The 21,011-nt window shown below is 41.3% G+C and carries 17 protein-coding genes; 12 read left to right on the top strand and 5 right to left on the bottom strand.

Going from position 1 to position 21,011, the window contains the following annotated elements; genetic code table 11:
• The 5 genes from Q0C29_RS08985 to Q0C29_RS08965 form a co-directional block, all read left to right on the top strand.
• Positions 1-2,014 (top strand): ABC transporter substrate-binding protein (locus Q0C29_RS08985; RefSeq protein ID WP_292000324.1); only part of this gene is annotated, 2,014 nt, incomplete at its 5' end.
• Positions 2,015-2,403: 389 nt separating this feature from the next.
• The gene (locus Q0C29_RS08980) at positions 2,404-3,882 is read left to right on the top strand and encodes a putative sulfate exporter family transporter (RefSeq protein WP_292000323.1); all 1,479 of its coding nucleotides are present in this window, start codon (positions 2,404-2,406) and stop codon (positions 3,880-3,882) included.
• 17 nt (positions 3,883-3,899) lie between these two features.
• Positions 3,900-4,961, top strand: a complete 1,062-nt coding sequence (locus Q0C29_RS08975; RefSeq protein ID WP_367173672.1) for a radical SAM/SPASM domain-containing protein — start codon at positions 3,900-3,902, stop codon at positions 4,959-4,961.
• Positions 4,962-5,097: 136 nt separating this feature from the next.
• Positions 5,098-6,957: a hypothetical protein gene (locus tag Q0C29_RS08970; protein ID WP_292000322.1), complete on the top strand. Its 1,860-nt coding sequence runs from the start codon at positions 5,098-5,100 to the stop codon at positions 6,955-6,957.
• A gap of 45 nt (positions 6,958-7,002) precedes the next feature.
• A complete protein-coding gene (locus tag Q0C29_RS08965; protein ID WP_292000321.1) occupies positions 7,003-7,437 on the top strand; it encodes a 50S ribosomal protein L14 in 435 nt (144 codons plus the stop codon).
• Positions 7,438-7,699: 262 nt separating this feature from the next.
• Here the strand turns inward: Q0C29_RS08965 and Q0C29_RS08960 are convergent, their stop codons facing one another.
• Entirely contained in the window at positions 7,700-8,179 is a 480-nt protein-coding gene (locus tag Q0C29_RS08960; protein WP_292000320.1) for a DUF1286 domain-containing protein, read from the bottom strand.
• Between the two features lie 23 nt (positions 8,180-8,202).
• Positions 8,203-9,225, bottom strand: coding sequence for a pyridoxal phosphate-dependent aminotransferase (locus Q0C29_RS08955; protein WP_292000319.1), 1,023 nt, complete (start codon positions 9,223-9,225; stop codon positions 8,203-8,205).
• A 59-nt stretch (positions 9,226-9,284) separates the two neighbouring features.
• On the opposite strand from Q0C29_RS08955, the gene glpK reads away from it, so the two are divergent.
• The 3 genes from glpK to Q0C29_RS08940 are packed head-to-tail and all read left to right on the top strand — an operon-like array spanning position 9,285 to position 12,661.
• On the top strand, positions 9,285-10,859 hold the full coding sequence (glpK, locus tag Q0C29_RS08950; protein WP_292000318.1) for a glycerol kinase GlpK: 1,575 nt from the start codon (positions 9,285-9,287) through the stop codon (positions 10,857-10,859).
• A gap of 39 nt (positions 10,860-10,898) precedes the next feature.
• On the top strand, positions 10,899-12,197 hold the full coding sequence (locus Q0C29_RS08945; RefSeq protein WP_292000317.1) for an FAD-dependent oxidoreductase: 1,299 nt from the start codon (positions 10,899-10,901) through the stop codon (positions 12,195-12,197).
• A complete protein-coding gene (locus tag Q0C29_RS08940; RefSeq protein WP_292000316.1) occupies positions 12,197-12,661 on the top strand; it encodes an SRPBCC domain-containing protein in 465 nt (154 codons plus the stop codon). Before Q0C29_RS08945 ends, Q0C29_RS08940 begins: the two co-directional genes overlap by 1 nt.
• A 174-nt stretch (positions 12,662-12,835) precedes the next feature.
• On the opposite strand, the gene gatD is transcribed toward Q0C29_RS08940, so the two are convergent.
• Complete coding sequence (gene gatD / locus Q0C29_RS08935; RefSeq protein ID WP_292000315.1) at positions 12,836-14,179, bottom strand: Glu-tRNA(Gln) amidotransferase subunit GatD; 1,344 nt, start codon at positions 14,177-14,179, stop codon at positions 12,836-12,838.
• Positions 14,180-14,237: 58 nt separating this feature from the next.
• On the opposite strand from gatD, the gene Q0C29_RS08930 reads away from it, so the two are divergent.
• The 3 genes from Q0C29_RS08930 (at position 14,238) to Q0C29_RS08920 (ending at position 18,252) form a co-directional block, all read left to right on the top strand.
• Positions 14,238-15,023, top strand: coding sequence for an ABC transporter substrate-binding protein (locus Q0C29_RS08930; RefSeq protein WP_292000314.1), 786 nt, complete (start codon positions 14,238-14,240; stop codon positions 15,021-15,023).
• 211 nt (positions 15,024-15,234) lie between these two features.
• Positions 15,235-16,692, top strand: a complete 1,458-nt coding sequence (locus tag Q0C29_RS08925; protein ID WP_292000313.1) for an aldehyde dehydrogenase family protein — start codon at positions 15,235-15,237, stop codon at positions 16,690-16,692.
• Positions 16,693-16,824: 132 nt separating this feature from the next.
• Entirely contained in the window at positions 16,825-18,252 is a 1,428-nt protein-coding gene (locus Q0C29_RS08920) for an APC family permease (RefSeq protein ID WP_292000312.1), read from the top strand.
• Between the two features lie 6 nt (positions 18,253-18,258).
• On the opposite strand, the gene Q0C29_RS08915 is transcribed toward Q0C29_RS08920, so the two are convergent.
• Both Q0C29_RS08915 and Q0C29_RS08910 read right to left on the bottom strand, forming a co-directional pair.
• Positions 18,259-18,999 carry a 5-deoxy-glucuronate isomerase gene (locus Q0C29_RS08915; RefSeq protein WP_292000311.1) on the bottom strand — a complete coding sequence of 247 codons (741 nt, stop codon included), beginning with the start codon at positions 18,997-18,999 and terminating at the stop codon, positions 18,259-18,261.
• A 141-nt stretch (positions 19,000-19,140) separates the two neighbouring features.
• Entirely contained in the window at positions 19,141-19,806 is a 666-nt protein-coding gene (locus Q0C29_RS08910; protein ID WP_292000310.1) for a hypothetical protein, read from the bottom strand.
• A 174-nt stretch (positions 19,807-19,980) separates the two neighbouring features.
• Between Q0C29_RS08910 and Q0C29_RS08905 the strand changes: the two genes are divergently transcribed.
• Entirely contained in the window at positions 19,981-20,994 is a 1,014-nt protein-coding gene (locus Q0C29_RS08905; protein ID WP_292000309.1) for a hypothetical protein, read from the top strand.
• Positions 20,995-21,011: the final 17 nt, after the last annotated feature.

Raw genomic sequence — 21,011 nt, 5'->3', positions numbered from 1 at the left:
GACTACCACAACAAGCACAGCAACAACAGTAACAACATCAACCGCAACAACGGTAACATCAACTACAGCTATTGCTGTGGTTACCACCACAACAACAGCACCATACACTGTTAAACTCTATACTTCGAACCCAAGTGAATTAATTGATGTATCCCAGGTTGCCGCACCAGACTGCTTAGACCCAGCTACTGGATTCTATGTTCAGGATGGTCCAATATTCGCAGTAGTGTTCCAAGGCTTAGTTGGCTTTAATGGTAGCAACTACATGCAGATTGTTCCAGTTATTGCTAAGAACTGGAGTACTCCTGATGATCAACACTGGTACTTCACCATTAGGCATCATGTATGGTTCAGTAATGGTGACCCAGTTAATGCCACAACTGTCTGGTTCAGCATATATAGGACAATACTCATGGGTCAGGGACCAGGTATTAGCAATTACGGTAACATACTGTATAATATCACTGAGGCTACCATGACTGGTTACTTCATACCGTGGGGTGCATGCAACGCATTAGCCTATGCTACTGGTAATAATGTTTACTTAAGCAATGCCACACTATGCGCCTACGCCTTAGCCAATGTGTTAAGCAACTTTAATGTAGCTAACTCAACAATACAGAAGATTATGAGTTATCCAAACCAAGCCATAGTTGTCTTGAATCCATTTGAAGTTGAGATAACCACGTTGAAGCCATACCCACTATTCCTAACAGATATTGCTGCGTGGTGGGGCTTCGTAGTTGACCCAACCTTCATTGACTCCCACGGTGGTGTTGCACCCAATTCACCTAACACTCAACTATGTACCACACCAATGCCTGGTACTGGACCATACATAGTAAAGAGCTACACACCTGGTGAGGAGCTTCTACTGGAGAATAATAGTAATTACTGGGTCTATTACTACTATGAGCATGGTTTAGGTAATGAGATACCTTGGATTATTCAACCAGCCCACATCAAGTACATTGATGTTAAGTATGGTTTAAGCACCACAGATAGGATTGAAGACTTCGTTAAGAACATAGCTCAAATAACCACAGTATCCACAATAAACATGCCGGCGTTAGTCAAGTTATACTCAGCAGCCACTGGTATACCCTACGGTAACTGGAGTCTCTATATACACAACTTCGGGCCAAGCGGCTGTGTATTCTACTTAAGTTTTAACAACTATGTCTGGCCAACTAATAGTACTGACTTTAGGTTAGCTATAGTCCATGCGTTAAATGCCACTGCATTACTGCAGCCGTACTACGCATTGGGTATGTATTGGGCCACAACCTACGTGGGGCCCATTGCACCAAACTTCAAGCCATACTACAACCCAGACAATCTACCTGTCTATCAATATAACTTAACTTTAGCGTTGCAGTACCTTGTTAAGTTCCTTAATAAGTATGGTTACTATGTTGTGTTGCCTAACGGTACAGCTGTTGGCGATACCAGCGGTAGCCAGTTGCCAACCATAAACATAGTCACAATAGCCCCATTAACAGAGTTCACTAAGGAGCAGTTTGAGATTATTCAAAGTGAATTAGCCCAAATAGGTGTCCCAGTTTCACTGCAGTTAGTTACTGCATCAGCTACTGATAATTGGGTGACTCCAAGCGGTACACCAGCTATAGTTGACTTAGGTTGGTGTCCAGATTGGCCTGATCCACTATTCCAGGAGATGTGGCCATTAGCCAACATCATTAATGGTGGTATTAGCGGTAACTTAGCTTGGTACAACAATAGTCTAGTTAATGAGTTGACAAATGAGCTACCATTCATAACTAATTTAACTGAACAGCTAAAACTTGATGCTGAGGTATATAAGATAATGTATGAACAAGCACCATACTACTGGCTACCCACTGGTTTAACGTATATGATTGTTCAGCCATACGTTAAGGGTGTAATATATAACCCATACTTAAGCTATTACTACAATACAATGTATTATGCACCATTTAATGCAACCTTCTATAAGACAGTAACCACAACCACTACAACAACATCAAGCTAATTAGCGATCCCCATCATGCAATTATTAAATACGTAATTTTTATTGATGTTGAATCCGAATCATTACTCTTAAGGGCAAGTTTTCATAATATTTCCCTTATAGTATACATTTATTTCACTTACAATTATCTTAAGTAATGTAGTTTAATGCGCGGATTTACACTAGGTGGGTTCAATATTTATTGATTCATAGTGGTATGTAATGGTTGTTTATGATTACAGATTTGTTAACTTATAACATGAATTATTTATGATATTGCAATATCTTTAATGTATATTAATGAATTAAATATTAGTAGTATTTAAAATTCAAATACTGTTTCACGTGTTAAATTATCATGAAGTGAAACAATCCTTATTTATGCTTTAGTTACTACACTGTTGATAATTATGTCATCTCAGGTAAAGAAGATTGACTGGTCATCTTTATGGAAGAAGGAGGATTGGTGGGCATTATGGATAGGATTATTAATATTCATTTTATCGCTACCAGGATACTATAATACTTATATCCTGGGTTGGGTACCTAGGGTTGCCGCGCCATGGTTGGATCCATTAAAAAGTATTGTGGTTATTGGTCAAGCATTAACAATGACTAAGGCTTACGTAGGTCTTAATCCAGTAATTAGTGTGCTCCTATTTTACTTATTTCTACTAACTATTCTCACAATTGCCGCTTGGTTAATGGGTCATAATGTAAGGAGGTTTATGGCTGGGTTCACAATAATGTTTACATTAACCTTTGTCCTCTGGTGGCTTTTCGGTTACGCATACTTCAACGCCACGCCTGACCAGTACGCTAAGCTTCACATAACTTGGTCAATACCAGTGGGATCAGATGGTATATTAATTTACCTGCTTTTAGTTGGATTAATCATATCCAATGTTGTTTTTTATAGGAAGCTTCCTGCAGTTTTTGAAACTGGGGCCAGAACTGAGTGGTATATTAAAACCGCAATAGTCCTACTGGGGGCTCTTATTGGCGCTACATCTTTAAAGTATATAACGTTAGCCGTAACTTTGGTTGAAAGATCATTAATAGCAATAATTGCGGCATACCTAATATATTGGCCAATAGCCTACTTACTATCGTATAAGGTATTTAAACTAGACATTAAGTGGGCCGCAACATTAGCCTCAGGGGTAAGTATATGTGGCGTATCAGCTGCAATAGCTACTGCAGCGGCCATAGGTGCCCCCTCAGTAATACCAGCAACCGTATCATCAATAATTGTGTTATTTGCAGTGGTGGAACTAGTTATATTACCCTTTGCAGCATCATCATTACTCAAGTGGGCCCCTTACGCTGCTGGTGCATGGATGGGCCTTTCCGTGAAGACTGATGGAGCAGCTGCGGCAAGCGGCGCCTTAGCTGACGCCTTAATTAGCGCTCAACATGGATTATCAACCTACAAAGGGTGGATTTTAAACACGGCAGTTATGAATAAGGTATTTATTGATATTTGGATTGGCCTTTGGGCGTTTATCCTTGCTGTAATATGGCTAACTAGAATTGAGAAGAAGCCTGGGGAAAGGGTTCCGGCAATTCAAATATGGTTCAGGTTCCCTAAGTTTGTTCTAGGTTATTTAGCAACATGGCTACTACTGTGGGGAGTAGGGTTTACTGTTGGCGCTGCCTCAGCTGCAAAATTAATGACTGGTGGAATAACACCACAGACTGAGTTGTTTAGGTTCTTCTTCTTTGCCTTAACCTTCATGTCAATAGGACTTACAACAAGGTTCAAGACCCTTAAGGAGATAAAGGCTGGACGCATGGTGGTGTCTTACATGGTTTCATTAATCATCATAATACTAATAGCCTTAGGATTATCAATAGCCTTCTTCTCAAACCTACCTCCACCCACCTGAATGATTGGTGATTCGTAATTAACTCTAAAAACAACAATTCTTATCCCAAGATCATTCAAGCGGAGATTTCAACTACCTGTAATGCATCATGCGTCTACTGTCCAAGAACCATATTGAAGGATAAATGGGTCTCAAGCTTCATGAATCCACGCTTACTTCGTAAGGTGATTGAAGAATTAACCAGTACCGGACCAGTAGACTACATTCACCTACAGGGGTGGGGTGAGCCTCTTCTTCATCCAAGACTTACCGATATTATTGATGCTGTTAAAGGCAAGATTAATTTTGGCCTTACAACAAATGGGTTACTGCTGAGCAATAGTCTCATAGGTAAATTATTAGAATCAGGAATCAACATTATAGCAGTAACCTTCGCTGGAGCTTATCCAGTGACACATGATTCAATAAGGGTTGGGTGTAATTTCAAGACTATAGTTGATAACGTAAAGAGACTTATTAATCTTAAGAGGAAATTAAGGAGTAGTGTTAAGGTTGTGGCAAGCTACATCATGACCTCTATGAATATTCATGAAACAGTTGACTTCATGGAACTATGCCATGAATTAGGCATTGAGGAGGTAATCCTCGATAACCTAACATACGTGTTAAGTAAGGGTATGTTCAAGTGGAAGGTTTTTACAGATCCAATGGAGCAGGGATCAAGAATTATTAGCCGCATTGTTAACGCTACTATGAGGAGAGCTGGAGAATTGGACTTAAGGGTCTTTGCATACTCGCTTAATTGCTGGGAATTATCAGAATGCCCGGAGAAACCTACTGAGGCAATGTTCATTAATGTTAATGGTGAAGTTTCACCCTGTGTCTTCCTGAATCTACCAATTAAAGACGATAAAATACCACGTTGCTTCATGGGTAGCTGTTTTAAGATTGGGAAGTTAATATTCGGTAATGTTAATAATAATGATGCGGTAAGCATATGGTATAGTAGGGATTACCAGGACTTTAGGCTTAAGTTTATTAAGAGGAGAAACTATATGAGTCAAGGTTTCACTGAAAACTATAATGAATTAATGCCTCCAAGTCAATGCCTAACCTGCTATAGATTATATGGAGTTTAACGTATTATTCCCTTATTAATTATTGCTGATGTAAGGTTAAATCCCTATAGTATTGATTAAGACCTAATAGTGTATGGTTATTTGAATGTGAACGTAAGCCTTATATTAAGTATCAACTTAAGGGCTAGTTAAGCTTATGGCTAGTTCCAGTACCATAACTAGTAAATTGATCCCATGGGTAATAATAATTGCGTCACCACTGCTTGCTGCTCTCCAGTTAAGCAGGGGGAGTTGGGTTATTGACTTGGTCTTCTGGTTAATGTTAATTGGGATTACGGCGCAGTTACTGAGCATGCTTAATGTTAAGTGGAGTCTAGCTGCATTACTTTCCATTACTGGTTTTTCCCTGGCATGGGTAGGTAGGATTGGGTTAGTTTTCAACTACTTCATAATCACTAATGGACTTTACCAGTTAATTGGTACAGAAAGCTGGGGGCCTCCGCCAGGGTCCATAATATTAGCCATTATTATGGTTGCCGGCTTTGATACGTACAGTGTAGGTTTAATATTAATGAATTATGAATCAAGTAACTTAACCATGAGGGAAGTACTGCATGATGCTATTAATCACTTAATTAACCTTACACTAAAGTACAGTTACCTCATAGTATTCCTAGCGCCATTTATTATTCGCTTAATTCCAGAGATCGTGTCATGGCCATGGTTCGTCGGTTACGATACACCTGAATACGCGGCAGCACTCATGGATTTACTTACTAAGCCTGTGTTCACTCATATTTGGTGGTATGGCGGCTGGACTACGCTTCCTCCATTACTGTTCCTCATACTTTACCCAATTGCCCACATTGTGTCACCTTGGCTTATATTTAAGTTGAATGATGCAGTTTTACTAGGTTTAATCGGCGTTTCCATGAACCTAATGTTAAGGCGTATGGGGTTTAGCAGGGGGGATGCGTTATTGGCTTCATTAATGGCTACCCTATATCCAACCATGTACTCATTGTCCTGGGAATTCGCAATGATGCTTCTTGGGCTCTTCCTAATGATACTAACAATGACTGTAATGCACATCCACGTAGAGTCAGGTAAACACCACTGGATACTGCTACTGGTTTTAACAGTATTATCGGCTTTAGCCCATCAAGTATCTGCAACACTACTAGCCCTATTATTCATAACGTATTTCACTCTTAAGGATAGGGACCCTAGGTGGCTTGGTCTAGCCCTAATAGGTATTATTGCTGATGGATTCTACACTAATTTCACGATGCTTAAATTCACCGTAGCTAAAGGAACCGTAACCGCTTCAAGCAGTCTAGTTGAAAGTAAGCCTGCATCACCGTATTATGCAATTGAGGGTTTCTTGATTCAGTTAATCATAAATTACTGGCCATTAATAATCCTAGCCAGTCATGGATTAAGACGGGGTAACTTCATAATATACTCACTATTAGCATGGATGCTGGTAATACTGCTTCCATCAGCATTAATGCCCAGCATAAGCTTTGTATCATGGTGGATTTGGTCCCTCATACTGCCAATACCATTAGCCCCATTGGTGACTAGACCCCGGTTACTTTCATTAATAACTCTGATTATAGTAATTATACTTGACTTATCGTGGTCATGGTCGACACTTGTTAACTATGTTTTCCCAACCATTGGACCCGAGACGACGCTGGTTCAAGGTGTCTTCCCAAGAGCCTGTATTACAGTTCCAGGTGAGCATTATGCCTATGAGGCTGGATTATACATTGTAAATCACTTAAATGGCACCTATGTTACGGATTACTGCCTTTACACGTTCATACACTTAGCCGATAGGTTTGGGGCCAACGTAATTGCCTCATACTATCCTCTTAACACTGCATTAAGGTTAAACGGTACAGTTTACCTCGTCACCACTCAGTATTTGAGTAATTACACTTTAATAGCCAGGTTTGGGAATGTTGAAATCCTCCCATATAGTACTGGGGTGGCGTATCCGGTTTACGTGTTCCTTATTAGTAATGGCACAAGTAGTGTTCATGGTTAGTTTAGTTGGGTAAAGGTTAAATAGACCAGGTTAGTATGTTTCACTATGGCTAAGAGAGGTGGACCACGTACAGTTGGTGTGCCGTGGAGGTTCCATTTAACGCCTGGAATATTCATGAATAGTTTAGTTAATGTTGCAGATAATAGTGGTGCGAAGTTAGTTAAGGTAATTGGAGTGGTTGGACACTACTCCAAGAATGTGCATAGGAGAATACCTGGGGTTAGTGTAGGTGATATGGTTGTGGTCAGTGTCCAGGAGGGTAAGCCTGAAATGAGGAAGCAGATACTTAGGGCTATTGTAGTTAGGCAAAGGAGACCATTTAGAAGACCTGATGGAACATGGGTTGCCTTTGAGGATAATGCGGTAGTGATAGTTACTGAGGAGGGGCAGGTTAAGGGTACTGAGGTTCATGGTCCAGTGGCTATGGAGGCTGCGCAGAGGTGGCCTCAGGTAGCATCAATAGCAACCATGATTATTTAAATGATTAACTTAATGATGAGTGCCAAAGATCTGACTTGGTGAGTGAGGGATTTGAACGCTGACTCCCCCTTTAATGATTGACTAATTCATAGTGATTTTTAATATTCAGTAATACCGTATCTTAAGGCTGCATTATAGGAGGCTCAGTATTATTTCACTTATTTTAAGCTTTAAAGATGAGCATTAACTTAGGGGTAATTAAAATGCGTTAGGTTAACCCCCAGTCCTACTTCACTGTATAGTGTTTAAAGCATGCATTCGGTTAAAATAGTGATTTAATGATTAACATTACTCCAATTACTATGAATAACCAGTTTAGTGCTGAATTATTGTACTTAAAGTGGGCTAAGGCGAACCTAGTCCACTTCCCCCTCCTCTTAACGTATATGCCGTTTTCAGTCAATGCATCCAGTAGCATATGGCTCCACCCAGTCACCGGACCCATTAATGCAATGATTAATGCCTTATATATGCCTATGGGTGACATGTAATAGAGGAACATAGCCGTCAATATACTTATTATTAGGCCTAGGGTAAATGACCTACCCATAGTGTGTGTTCGCGGTGTCCTACGGGTGAATCCATTCTTCTCCTCATGCCCAAGTACATCTATGAGAAAGTTAATTAAGTATGATAAAACCAGGGAGGACCCCAAGAGGAGGACTACATTACTTATCCTCAGTGCCGATTCAGCTAATGTGATTAGGCCCATTGAGAAGATCACGTGGGTTCTAAGGCGCATTAAATCCTACACCTAGTGTTGGGTTATTTAAAATGCTTGATGCATAGGTCCTCAATTACCTTAGCCATTACGTTAAGAGCCTTAGTGAAGACATCGTGGCTAACTGAGCCTAACCCCACTCTAATGCCGTTACTGATACCGAAGTAATAACCTGGGACTGTTAAAACACCCCTACTTAATAGTTCATTAGCTAATTCAAGGCTATCCACACTGCATTTAGTGGTAATGTAGGCTATAGGCATGTTGCTGAAGTATGATACCTTAATTATACTGCTTAAGGATTCACTGATTCTCATTAAGGATTCCTGGTTAGGTAATATTATACTTAGGTTTCTCCTCCTAAACCATTCCCTATTCTGAAGTATTATTGAGGCGTAGGCTGCTTCAAGCCCCATGACCAGTGGGCTCACTAGGTTGATCACATTAACTGCCCTTTGGATAATTTTATCATCACCAATAATCCAACCAATCTTAAATGAGTCAACAGTGTAGAACTTTGATGTACTGAAAGTATATGCAGTATTCTCTATGGGTAGGTCACGTAAATCACTAGTAATGAACTCGAGGAAGATTGAGTCAATAATAAGGTATGATCCCTTTCTCCTAGCTTCATCAGCAAGATCCCTAATCTCACCCTTACTTAAGTACACGCCCAGTGGGTTATTTGGATTAGAGAAGAATAATGCTGTCTTAGGCTTAACGTAGTTGATTAATTCACCTAACCCATCACTTACCTTAACCTCAATCCCCTTAAGCCCAAGGAAACTTGGCAAAACCCTAATTGGCTCATACTCCGGTATTACTGTTACAACCTGATCCACCATGCTCTTAATTGCTGATAGGGCAGCGAAATTACCCTCCTGAGTACCATGGGTTAATGCCACTGACTTAATAGGTACATTATAAATGCTGGTTAATACCCCCATTATATCAACTGGTTTCCCCAGTTTCTCAATATCATCCTTACTAACCGGTATCATGCCACTACTTGCTATGTTTAAGTCAGCCTTATGCTCACTTAACCACTTAAAGTGTCCTATCTCCATGCATGAAGGTATACGTAATATGCATATAAATCTACTGCCGTTAACCCTAATGATTAAGTATGGTTGAGGGTGACTATGTCCTAGTGATTGACCAAGGCACTACGGGTACTAGGGCCGCGTTAGTAACAAGTGATGGTTCAATAATGAGTTACGCATACCGTGAGCACACTCAAATTTACCCTAAGCCTGCGTGGGTTGAGCATAATCCATTGGAGATATGGGAGAAGACTAAGTTGGTCATTAAGGAGGCCATTGAGTATGCTGGGGTTAATCCAAGGAGGATTGCGGCAATTGGGGTTACGAACCAACGTGAAACAACAGTAGTCTGGGATCCTAGAAATGGGCAACCAGTCTATAATGCAATTGTTTGGCAGGATAGGAGGACTTCACGGTTAGTTGATTACTTGAAGCGAAATTATTCAGGTATGATTCAAGAAAGGACTGGGCTTATACCTGATGCTTACTTCTCAGGGACGAAGCTTTGGTGGCTTCTTGATAATGTACCGGGACTTAGGGATAAGGCTCAGAAGGGTGAGGTGGTTTTTGGCACAATCGATACGTGGGTGATCTGGAACTTAACTAAGGGTAATAAGGATGTGCTTACCCCTGAGAGGGGTGGGGCTCATGTAACTGACTATAGTAACGCTTCTAGGACTATGATGTTTAATATCCATAAGCTTGAATGGGATAGTGAACTACTGGAGATTGAGGGTAAGATACCTGAGGGTATACTACCGTTACCAAGACCATCAAGTGATAAGAGCATTTATGGGTATACGGGACCTGAGGTCTCCCAAATACTCAGTGGCATTAGTGTACCAGTGTGCGGTGATGCTGGTGACCAGCAGGCAGCCTTATTTGGGCAGGTTGGTTTTGATGTTGGTGAGGTTAAGTCAACCTACGGTACAGGTAACTTCATATTAATGAATATTGGGGAAAAGCCCGTAAAATCTAAGACTAACCTATTAACAACAATCTATTACTCTCTTGAGGAGGGTAAGGCTATGTACGCTCTTGAAGGAAGCATTTTCATCACTGGTGCCGCCGTTCAATGGCTTAGGGATGGACTTAAGATAATTGAAGTGTCCGATGAAGTGGAGCCACTGGCTTCGGCTGCTTCAGATACTGGTGGCGTTTATTTCGTACCTGCCTTTGTGGGTTTAGGGGCACCCTATTGGGACCAATATGCCCGTGGTCTAATAATAGGTATTACAAGAGGTACTGAAAGAAAACATATCGCTAGAGCTGTGCTTGAGTCAATAGCATACCTAACCAGGGATGTTCTTGAGGCAATGATGAGTGACATTGGGGTTAAGTCGCCTAGAATTAAGGTTGATGGAGGGGCTGCTAGGAACAATTTCCTAATGCAATTCCAAGCAGATATAACAGGTATTGAGGTTTGGAGACCATCAGTGTTTGAATCAACATCACTAGGAGTAGGCTATTTAGCTGGCTTGGCAGTAGGCCTTTGGCGTAGTATTGATGATGTTAGGCAGAATTGGAAACTTGATAGGGTATTTAAACCCAAGATGAACCCTAATACTAGGGAGAGGCTATATAAGGGCTGGAAGGCTGCAGTACAGAGGGCCTTAGGGTGGGCTAAGGAGGTGCCGTGGGCTTATGAACTTAGTTAATCAGTAAAACGTTTAAAAATGAACTTGAGGCACGATTTAATGACAAGCTTTAACCCAGATGTAGTTGTAATCGGTGGTGGGATTAATGGCTTATTCACAACCCTAGATTTATCGCTAAGGGGCTTCCGTGTAATGCTACTTGAGAGAAATGTTATCGGCAGCGGAACAAGCGGTAGAATGCATGGCCTACTTCACAGTGGAGCTAGGTATGTGGTAACAGATCCTAAGGCAGCGGTGGAGTGTGCTGAGGAGAATAAGATTATAGCAAGCATTGCTCCTCATGCGGTTGAGGATACGGGTGGCTACTACGTGGCCGTGGATAAGGATGATGAGGAGTACAGGGAGCAGTTTATTAAGGGATTAAGGGCTGCTAACATTAATTATAGGGAAGTTGAGCCTAAAGACGCCCTTAAGGAGGAGCCTAACTTAAACCCTGAAGTGAAGGCTGTGGTTGAGGTACCAGACAAGGTTGTTTTCGCTAAGGACCTCATGTTCAGTGTAGCGGTTTCCGCGTACAGGGAAGGAGCATTAATTATTCAGGGAGCTGAGGTAATGGGTTTCAATGTAAATGGTGACGTGATTGATGAAGTCGTTGTTAAGGATCATGTAACTGGAGACGTTAGGAGGGTTAAGCCGAGGGTTGTGGTTGTTGCTGCTGGTCCATGGACATATAAGGTAGTTAGGATGGCTAGAATTGAGGTTGATATGATGCCTACGATGGGTGTAATGGTTGTTTACCAACATAGGTTAACGAGGAGGGTCATAAATAGAATGAGGATGCCCTCTGATGGTGACATACTTCTACCTTACGCATCATCATCCATAGTGGGGACTACAGCCGTCATAGTTGATGACCCGGATAACTTAGCAATATCTGATGATGACGTTAACTTCCTCACCTCAGAGGGTTCAAGAATGGTTCCGGTTCTCTCCAGGATAGGTGTAGTTAGGGCTTACGCATCAGTTAGGCCATTAATAAAGATGCCTGGGGTTAACACTAGGGAGGCGGCAAGGGACTTCGCAATAATTAGGCATGATAAGCCAAGTAACCTGGTTTCAGTGATTGGTGGTAAATTCACCACAGGAAGGTTAGTGGGTGAGAAGCTTAGTGATGAGGTTAGTATCCTACTAGGTTCAAGTAGGAGATCAGTGACGAGGAGTCATCCATTATTCGGCGTTAACCTTTACGATGACTTAAGGGAGCTGGATAATTCGTTACGTAACCTTGCCTTAGACTTCAAGGGTAGTATTGATGAGGAGAGGGGTAGGGTTGCCGCCTTAACATTATTAACTAGTGAGGTAATAAGGAATAGCAGGAGGGTAGTGGGGTGGTCCTAATGGTTAACCTACATTATAGTGGTTCATTTAACTTAACTAAGCCTCCTCAGGAGGTTAATGGAGCATTATCGAACCTAAGCCTAGTAATTAAGTGTATTCCTAATGTCGTTAGTTATGAGTTAATCAATGATTCGAAGGCTAAGGTTAAGTTTAGGGTTGACCTGGGTGATGAGGTTCCAATAGCCGAATTAAGGAGGATAACATCAGACACGGTTATTGAAGTTACTGAGGTGTCAAGTAATGAGATTAAGCTAAGGGTGAGCGGCAGAGCTGCAGGCAGTTCAATAGAGGTAATGCTAAGTATAGTTACTGAACCCAGTGGTAGTGGTTCTAGGGTGAATTGGAGTGCTGACGCTAGTTTAGGTAGGTTGCTTCAAATGATGAGTAGGTTCATTAACGTTGACTCAATGGTGGAGAGAATAGCAAACGATACAATTAATGGTATAGTTAAGTGCCTTAGTTAAGGAAAGAACAGTGATACTACTTAGTTAAAATAATGAAGCATCACGCTTACAATGTCATACTCATTTAGAAAGCTGTATTTCTGATAATCAGGCCCAAGTTCCTCATCAGTAATCAGTGGCCTGCGGCTTTAACATCACTATTCAAAAATACTACCCTAGGCTTTTTAAATTGATCTAGTACTTAGGCGCACTTGGCTTAACAATGTAATCAATGGGCCTTGTTCTCTGGCTAATCTCATAGGCAAGTGGCGTAAGCATGAGCCTCCTAACCTCGTTAATGTCCCTTGAAGTGTTGGCTAAAACCCATGATAACTTAACGAAGGCTGTCTCAGGATGCATATCCTCACTTGGTATTACACCAGCCCTAAGTAACTCAACCCCCCTCCTGTATACGTTTAAGTTAACCCTACCGAATATTGTTTGGCTCGATATTACAATGGGTATGCCTAACTCAATGGCTCTGGCTATTGGTTTAAGTAACCACTCACCAACATGACCAAAGCCAGTACCCTCTATCACTATACCATGATAACCCTTATCCACTAGGTAATCCAGTATTTCACTGCTCATGCCTGGGTAATACTTAATCAAGGCCACCTTATCGTCAAACCTAGTACTACACTCCAATTGTCCTCTTCCCTTATAATCACTAGTGTTCATTATTAACTTACCCTCTTTAGTTAATACCCTAGCTATCGGCTCATGATTAATTGATATGAAGGCATCCCTCCTTGACGTATGCATCTTCCTAACCCTCACCCCCCTATGAACAGCTATTACACCATCACTGGTGTTCTCATGCATTGCAACCACTGACTCAGCGAAGCTTGCCTGAGAAGCCACTAGGGTTGCTGCGTAGAGGTTTTCAAATGAGTCACTCGATGGCCTATCACTACTCCTCTGAGCACCCACAAGAACCACTGGACCTGGGGCTGACCTAAGGGCAAAGGCTAATGCAGCCGCAGTGTAGTGCATTGTGTCTGTACCATGTAGTACAACAACCCCTACTACTCCTTCATTAAATGCTTTACATGCTTCATCAGCAATTGCACTCCACCTAGTTGGAGTCATGTCCTCACTGAATATTGACATTAAGTTAACCATCTCAATTGAGGCTAATTCCCTTAATTCAGGGTACATTAAGTAAAGGTCCTCTAGGCTGAAACTTGGGTAGACAGCCCCAGTGACGTAATCAACCCTAGACATAATAGTTCCCCCAGTGGCCACAAACCTAACCCTACCCCCAGTACCCTTGGTAGACACCACGGTACCATATGATGGTACCTCAACCTTAGGTGGCTCATACTTACCAAGCACCTCGATTGACTGTATTCTTTCAATGTGAACACCAGCGTTATACCCATTCTCAAGCTTCACCAGTAATACATCAGGATCACCCACCTCAGGCCTGGGTAGTATTAAACCCTCCAATGTTGAACCATCCTTTAAACGTATCTTAACTCTACTAAACTCGCTAGCCCCCCTTAAAAGGGCCTTAATTCGTTCGGAGTAAGCCACGGTTAGGTTTAAGTAGCGCCCTTATAATACTTTTTAATAACTTAGCATTACGGTTACTGTGATTGTATTTAATGAGATCACGGGAGAGGCCATAGCAATACCTGATGAGCCTAAGAGGATTGTGTCCCTAAGCCCAGCAATAACTGAAACACTCTTTGAACTAGGCTTAGGTGATAAGGTCGCTGGAGTAACGGTGTACTGCCATAGGCCTCCTGAGGCACGCCTTAAACCTAAGGTAGCAACTTACATGGGGGTCCTCCTGGAGAGACTTAAGGATGTTAACCCAGATTTAATACTAATGACTACTGGGGTTCAAAGAAGCGTAGTTAATGTAGTTAAGAATATAGCACCCACATACCCTATCCCAATACCAGTGACGGTGTACGGCATACTAGATTTCGTAAAGAAAGTAGCCTTAATCACTAATGTGCCTGAAAGAGGGGAGGAATTAGCATTGGAACTTATGTTCAACTTAGCTAAGTTAACTAAGGCTTGCCCACCCCTGAGAACATATGTTGAATTAGAGTTTGAGAAACCGTACACAGCAGGGGCTCATACATACATTGATTCATTACTTAAGGTTATTGGTTTAAGGAATGTGTTCGGTAATGAACCAAGGGCGTACTTCACTCCTAATGCGATACCAGGTGATGTTGACTTAGTGATATATGATCCAAAGCCCTTTAGGAGGAGAAGTAGTGAGGATGTGATTAATAGCTTGAGGATTAGGGGTATTAAGGCAGTGCATTACCTAATCACTGAGGGTGATGAATTAGCTCACCATGGTCCCTATTTAATCAAGTCCACTGCACATAAGATTACTGAGGTTTGCCGAGGAATTTAACGGTACTGCATGAATTCACCCTTGTATTGGGTTTAAGAATGAGTTAAAAGGCTGCGTGGGATTAAAGTATTGGATGATGACGGGTCGATGAGAGGATGATTAGTGATTTAGGAAGGGACGAGCTGAATCACCTTAGATATTAGCAATTATACATTATACGTAATATTAATTATATGTGTAAAATTTAAAAAGACTAATCAAGTGTACTCCCATGAGTGAAAGAGGTGTATTTATTGGTAGGCATGTGGTTCCACGAGATAGAGAGTTCTATGAAATCAGGAATCCAGCTGATACTAGGCAGGTGATAGCTAAGTTCCCTAGGTTAAGGAGGGATGATGCAAGGGAAGCCATAAACATAGCTAAGGATTCATTCATAAAGTGGAGTAAGACATTGCCTGTGGAGAGGGCTAGGATATTGTATAAGGTTGCTGACATTATTGAGTCAAGGGCTGATGAGATGGCTAAAACATTAACGCTAGAGGAGGGTAAGACCGTTCCTGACAGCATGTTTGAGGTTGTTAGAACCATCAACTTGTTAAGATTCTACGCAGGCTTAATAACAAGGGGTCAGGGTAAGGTTATTCAATCACAGGACAAGAACACGATAATAATGACTACTAGGGAACCACTTGGTGTTATATCGGTTATAACACCATGGAACTTCCCACTATCATTACCGGCTTGGAAAATAATACCAGCAATAGCCACAGGTAATACTGTTGTTTGGAAGCCTGCAAGCATAACACCAACAATAGCCTATGAGCTTGTTAAGGCCTTTTACGATGCAGGACTACCAGAGGGCGTACTGAACCTGGTCACTGGGTCAGCTAGTGAGGTTGGTGATGAGTTAGTGACGAATAAGGATATTGATGCAATAACCTTCACAGGTAGTTTACAAACTGGTAAGGAGATTAATGAGAAGGTTGGTAGGCTGAATAGGTTCATTAGGGTTCAACTTGAGTTAGGTGGTAAGAACGCCATGGTTCTATCCAGGAATGGTGACGTTAACTTAGCAGTGGAGTTAACGGTTAGGTCAGCCTTCGGTTTAACTGGTCAAGCCTGCACAGCAACCTCAAGGTTCCTAATCCCTGAGGACATGCATGATGAGGTTTTAGGTAAGCTAGTGGAGAGGACTAAGAAGATAGTTGTCGGTAATGGATTAAGGAACGGTGTCGACATGGGTCCATTAGCCAGTAAGGAACAGTACGATAAGATACTGAGCTACATTGAGATAGGCAAGAGTGAGGGAGCTAAGTTAATTTACGGTGGTCAACCAATAAGGGGAAGTGAGGAGTTTGACCATGGTTACTTCGTGACGCCTACAATATTTGACGGTGTAACGCCAGACATGAGGATAGCTAAGGAGGAGATATTTGGCCCAGTGTTAGCGGTAATGACCTATAGGACACTTGATGAGGCAATAGATATAGTTAACTCGACCGAGTACGGCCTAATAGCGGGCATAGTTACTAGGGATATTAGCGAGGCAGCCAAGTTTATTGAGGACGCTAAGGTTGGGGTTGTTAAGGTCAATAAGCCAACAATAGGCCTTGAACCATGGGTACCCTATGGGGGTGTTAAGGGTTCAGGGAATGATATGTATAAGGAGATGGGTGAGGAGGCTATTGAATTCTTCACTAGAATTAAGGCAACCTACATCGGTTACTGATCACTCATTAAGCATTAGGTACTTCTTTAATTTATTAACATGCAAGCAATGGTCTTCACTAAGGATTAGTCTCAGCTCTTAGTTACTAAACGTTTAATAAAAAATAAGTCCCAGTATGGTTAACCACCCCCTATGGCCGTAACCACTAGCCGTGAGTTAAAGAAGAGTTCAGTGGGTTTCCTGGGTTCACTATATAATTCACTTGCGGGTCAAGCACCAGCATACAGCATAGCCGGTGGTGCGGCATTAATAATGAGTAGTGCTAAGGCTGCTGCACCATTAGCCATGTTAATAACACTACTTGGTGTCCTAGCCATAGTTTACTCAATATTCGTTACTGCACGCAAGTACCCGCATGCAGCAAGCTTCTACGCATACGTAACTAATACAATAAACTCCAGGGTGGGTTTCCTTAATGGTGTTGTTTACACTATATTCTACAGTATTGTGGGTATTGGATCAGTGGCGATAGCGTTCGCATACTTAGGTGTGGAGGGTATTTATGCGGTAACTGGTTACCAGGTTAATCCCCTTATCTTATTACCAATACCAGTTGTGTTAGCACTAGTACCAGCTGTATTAGGTATAAGGCCCAGTATTAGGACTGAGATTAGTTTAACAAGTGTTGAAGTAGGAGTACTGCTTGTTTTCGTTGCATTAACATTCATTACTAATGCTAGTAGGCTTTCGCCACTACCATTCACAATAAATGGTACATATGCTTCAAGTCCCTTGGACGCGTTATCAGCATTATCAGGGGGCTTAGTGTTCGCAATAACGTACTTCATGGGTTTCGAGGTTAGCACCCAGTTATCTGAGGAAGTTAAGGATCCGAGGAGGAATGTACCAGTGAGTACACTATGGGCTACCGTGTTTATGGGTGTATTGTACATGCTTGTGACGTACGCCATACTGGTTAACATTGGTTACTCGCAGTATGCTGTGGGAAATTTTGTGAATGAGGCGTCAGGAATGGGGGTTAACCCAGTCTATACCCTTATTGCGCATTACCTAGGTGAGCCAGGTCTAGTTCTTTTCGCTGTAAGCGTAATGATTAGTGTGTTCAGCTGCTACTTAGCCACATTAAACGCAACAGCCAGGATGCTTTACGGCATGGCTAGAGATGGATTATTACCGGCCTGGCTCTCCAACACGCATCCGAGGTATAAGAGTCCACATAAGGCGCTTTACTTCAGTACTATCATAGCGTTATTAACTATTGTAATGGCCTATTCCGCATCATACTTAAGCGGTTACGTTAAGCCTATTGAGTTAACCTATAATGCAATGCAGTACGCCTACGCCATTGACTCACTCTACTATGTGATAAGCCTAATACTAGTGGCGGTGGGTGCATTTACGGTTGTTGCATGGTATGGTAAAGCCATTATAGCCATTGGTGCCGCCTTATTGGCCATAACCCTATACTACTCTGTGGTTAACCCATCATTACTCTACATCCTAGTTGCATCAATAGTATTAGTAATGGTAATTGAATACGTGGTACTAAGGGACAGGTTAAGAAACATTAAGTACTCTGTTTGTTTAAACTGCAGTTAACGTACCCTACTTACCCATCCTCAAGTGCGTTTGACCCATTGGTAACCCACTATAAAGTGGATGCACGTTGACCGAGAGGGTCCTTTGTCCTCTTGGAGCCGCTATTACCCATGCGTAGTTTACTCTATTAATGGTGGAGGCCACGTTAGGGTGATAACCCTTCCTAATTAAAACCACGTCAAAATCATGCACAACGTAGGCTAATTCCTCATCATCACTCAGGATGAATTGAGCAGCAAAGCCAGGATCTATACCATAGAATATGTAGGCTTCTGGTTTCCCATCATGCCTATGAGGTGGGTAGGAGGTCCAGTTTCCAATGGATCCCTCAGTGTAGCCCATAAGAAAGGAGTCCGCTGGGTCACCTTCACCTATCATGGTGTAGACGTTCCTCTCATATGGTGGAATACCAGATGTAACAGGTTTTACTGCTTCCCTTTTCTTCACGTAAAATCCCCTAGTATTGTCAGCCCATGATTCAGCTAAGTAAGCTAATGTACCTGGATTCAATTCAATTCTTATGCTTGATCCCTTAGGAATGTAGGCAACGTCAAAGTTACCCATGGATACTTCATTAACTTTTACCAACCCTTTCAACACAAACAATAGCCCCTCACCGCTAGTTACATTAATTACAGTTGATGCTGGTTTATTAACAGTTATTGAACTTAGCTTAAAGTAACCGTCCTCAAAGACCTTAACCCACTCATTATCCACCTTATGGTAATCCCTGTACCTGAAAATCATGATAGAGTAATACTTTAGGTCCTTATAAAAATTTAATAGGAATAGTACAGTAACATGCACATTAAGTAACCTCACGGGTGTACCTCCTGTTGACCCCATTGGTAGTTTAATGGAGAATTATAGTTCATTCATACGCATTACTTAACTACTGCCAGTAGCCTTATTGAATTCGCTTGATAAGAATTGATTAACCTTAACACTATTAATAGTCATGGTAATCCTATAGAACCCTGAAGGGGTACGCTTGATTATGTACGCTTGAGTGAGCACCCCATTTAATGCTATGCAGAGGGTCACGTTATATGACTGTTCACTGCTGTTGGACACGGATGCATAACAATAACTGCTTATGCCGTTGACGTTAATCCTGGATGTGAAGCTCCATGAAGAGGACAACAGTGAGTTAATTAAGGGTAATTGGGAAGCTGATGTATGTTGACAGTAACTTAGTGTTAATCCACTTACGAGTGATAAACATAGGTTATATTCATTATTACCAATATTACTCATTGATACTAGCGTGTTCGTTTGATTCTTTAAACTTAATATAAGTAAGACCTTGTTTAATGTGTTTTGAGACCAAGTTATGCTTGGCCCAATCATGGATGATGAGATTCCTATTATGCCGAAGACATTTATGCTACCGGTGTACGTAATTGTGTAATTAGCGGTATATGTTGAGCTGCTCCATTTATTTAGCATAACTTCTGGATTAGGCTTAGCCGGTGGAGTTAATGAAACGTATGATAATGCACCCACTGCAACTACTGCAACAATAACCACTATTACTAACATAAGCTTATTCATACCTAGGATTTAATGCTTAGGGTTTAATAAGTTACCGTTATTATGATTCTAGTCATTGTTGAGTCCTAATCACTGAATCATTGCTTCTCGTAGGAGAAATCAGTGCGATGAAACTGATTGAAGGTTTAATACTCGCATAAAATATATTAAGTACTTATCACTCTTAGTAACACAGTGGGTACTTTAAAGTATAGTGCATACGGCATTGCTGCACTAGCTGGATACATACTTTTCCTAGCTTCTCTTAGGCTAACTAGTGTAACTGCTGGTGTATTGTTCACCGTCACATTTACTATATCGCAATTAATAGGCTTACTTCTAGTCTCAAGGTTAGGGGCCAGTAATACACTTTCAATAGCCTTATCAATAGGTGCCATAGGTAGTTTCATTCATGCATTAAGCAATTCATATATTGGTAATTCATTGTTAGGCTTAGGAATGGGCCTCTACTTCATGGCATTAATAGGGGTGATTGGGATAATATTGAGTAATAGTGGTTTAATAGACTACATAATGTACGTTTACTCAGGTTTATTCGGTATGGGTTTAGTAATAGGAGTCCTAATATCCGTTCTTAATAGTAGTGCGCTTTTCATAACCGTAACCATACTAATGCTCTCATTGTCATTCTACCTATCCCTATCCTCCATTTACTTCAAACCCAAAGGAACCGGGTTAAGATACGCTATAACTAACCAAGCAATGTTCATAATAGCAGTATTCATGTCATTCTCACTACCTTACATTGTTTCCTCAGCCATACTACTGTCTAAGTATTGGCTTGGTTCAGTATACGTATTATCAATTCCATTATCAATAATACCAGCGCACCTAATGGTTAAGAGGTGGGGGGCATCATACTCATTGAGGCTTTCAATAATTGCGTTAGCTGCATCATCAGTATTGACGTACATCTTCAATAATCAATTCACGTTAATTGCCGTGGCTGCATCATCAATGATGATTTACTCGATAATTCTTCAATTGCTTGCATCAATTTCAAGCCCAATACTCTACATGCCTACTTTAGCGGTAGCCTACGGGGTATCATCAGTATTAACTATTCCAATAGGGTTAGCTCTCGGCATTAAGGTGGGTTACTTAGTCATTGGGTTGATATCACTGTTACTGATGATACTGCTTAAAATGATTAAGGAGCCTGTGTACCAGGTTCCTAAGACTAATTAATTTAATAAGGTTCATTT

The organism is Caldivirga sp. (genome assembly GCF_023256255.1).
Classification (GTDB): domain Archaea; phylum Thermoproteota; class Thermoprotei; order Thermoproteales; family Thermocladiaceae; genus Caldivirga.
The sequence above is the reverse complement of the archived record's forward strand: the minus strand, read 5'-3'. Positions and strand labels throughout refer to the sequence as shown.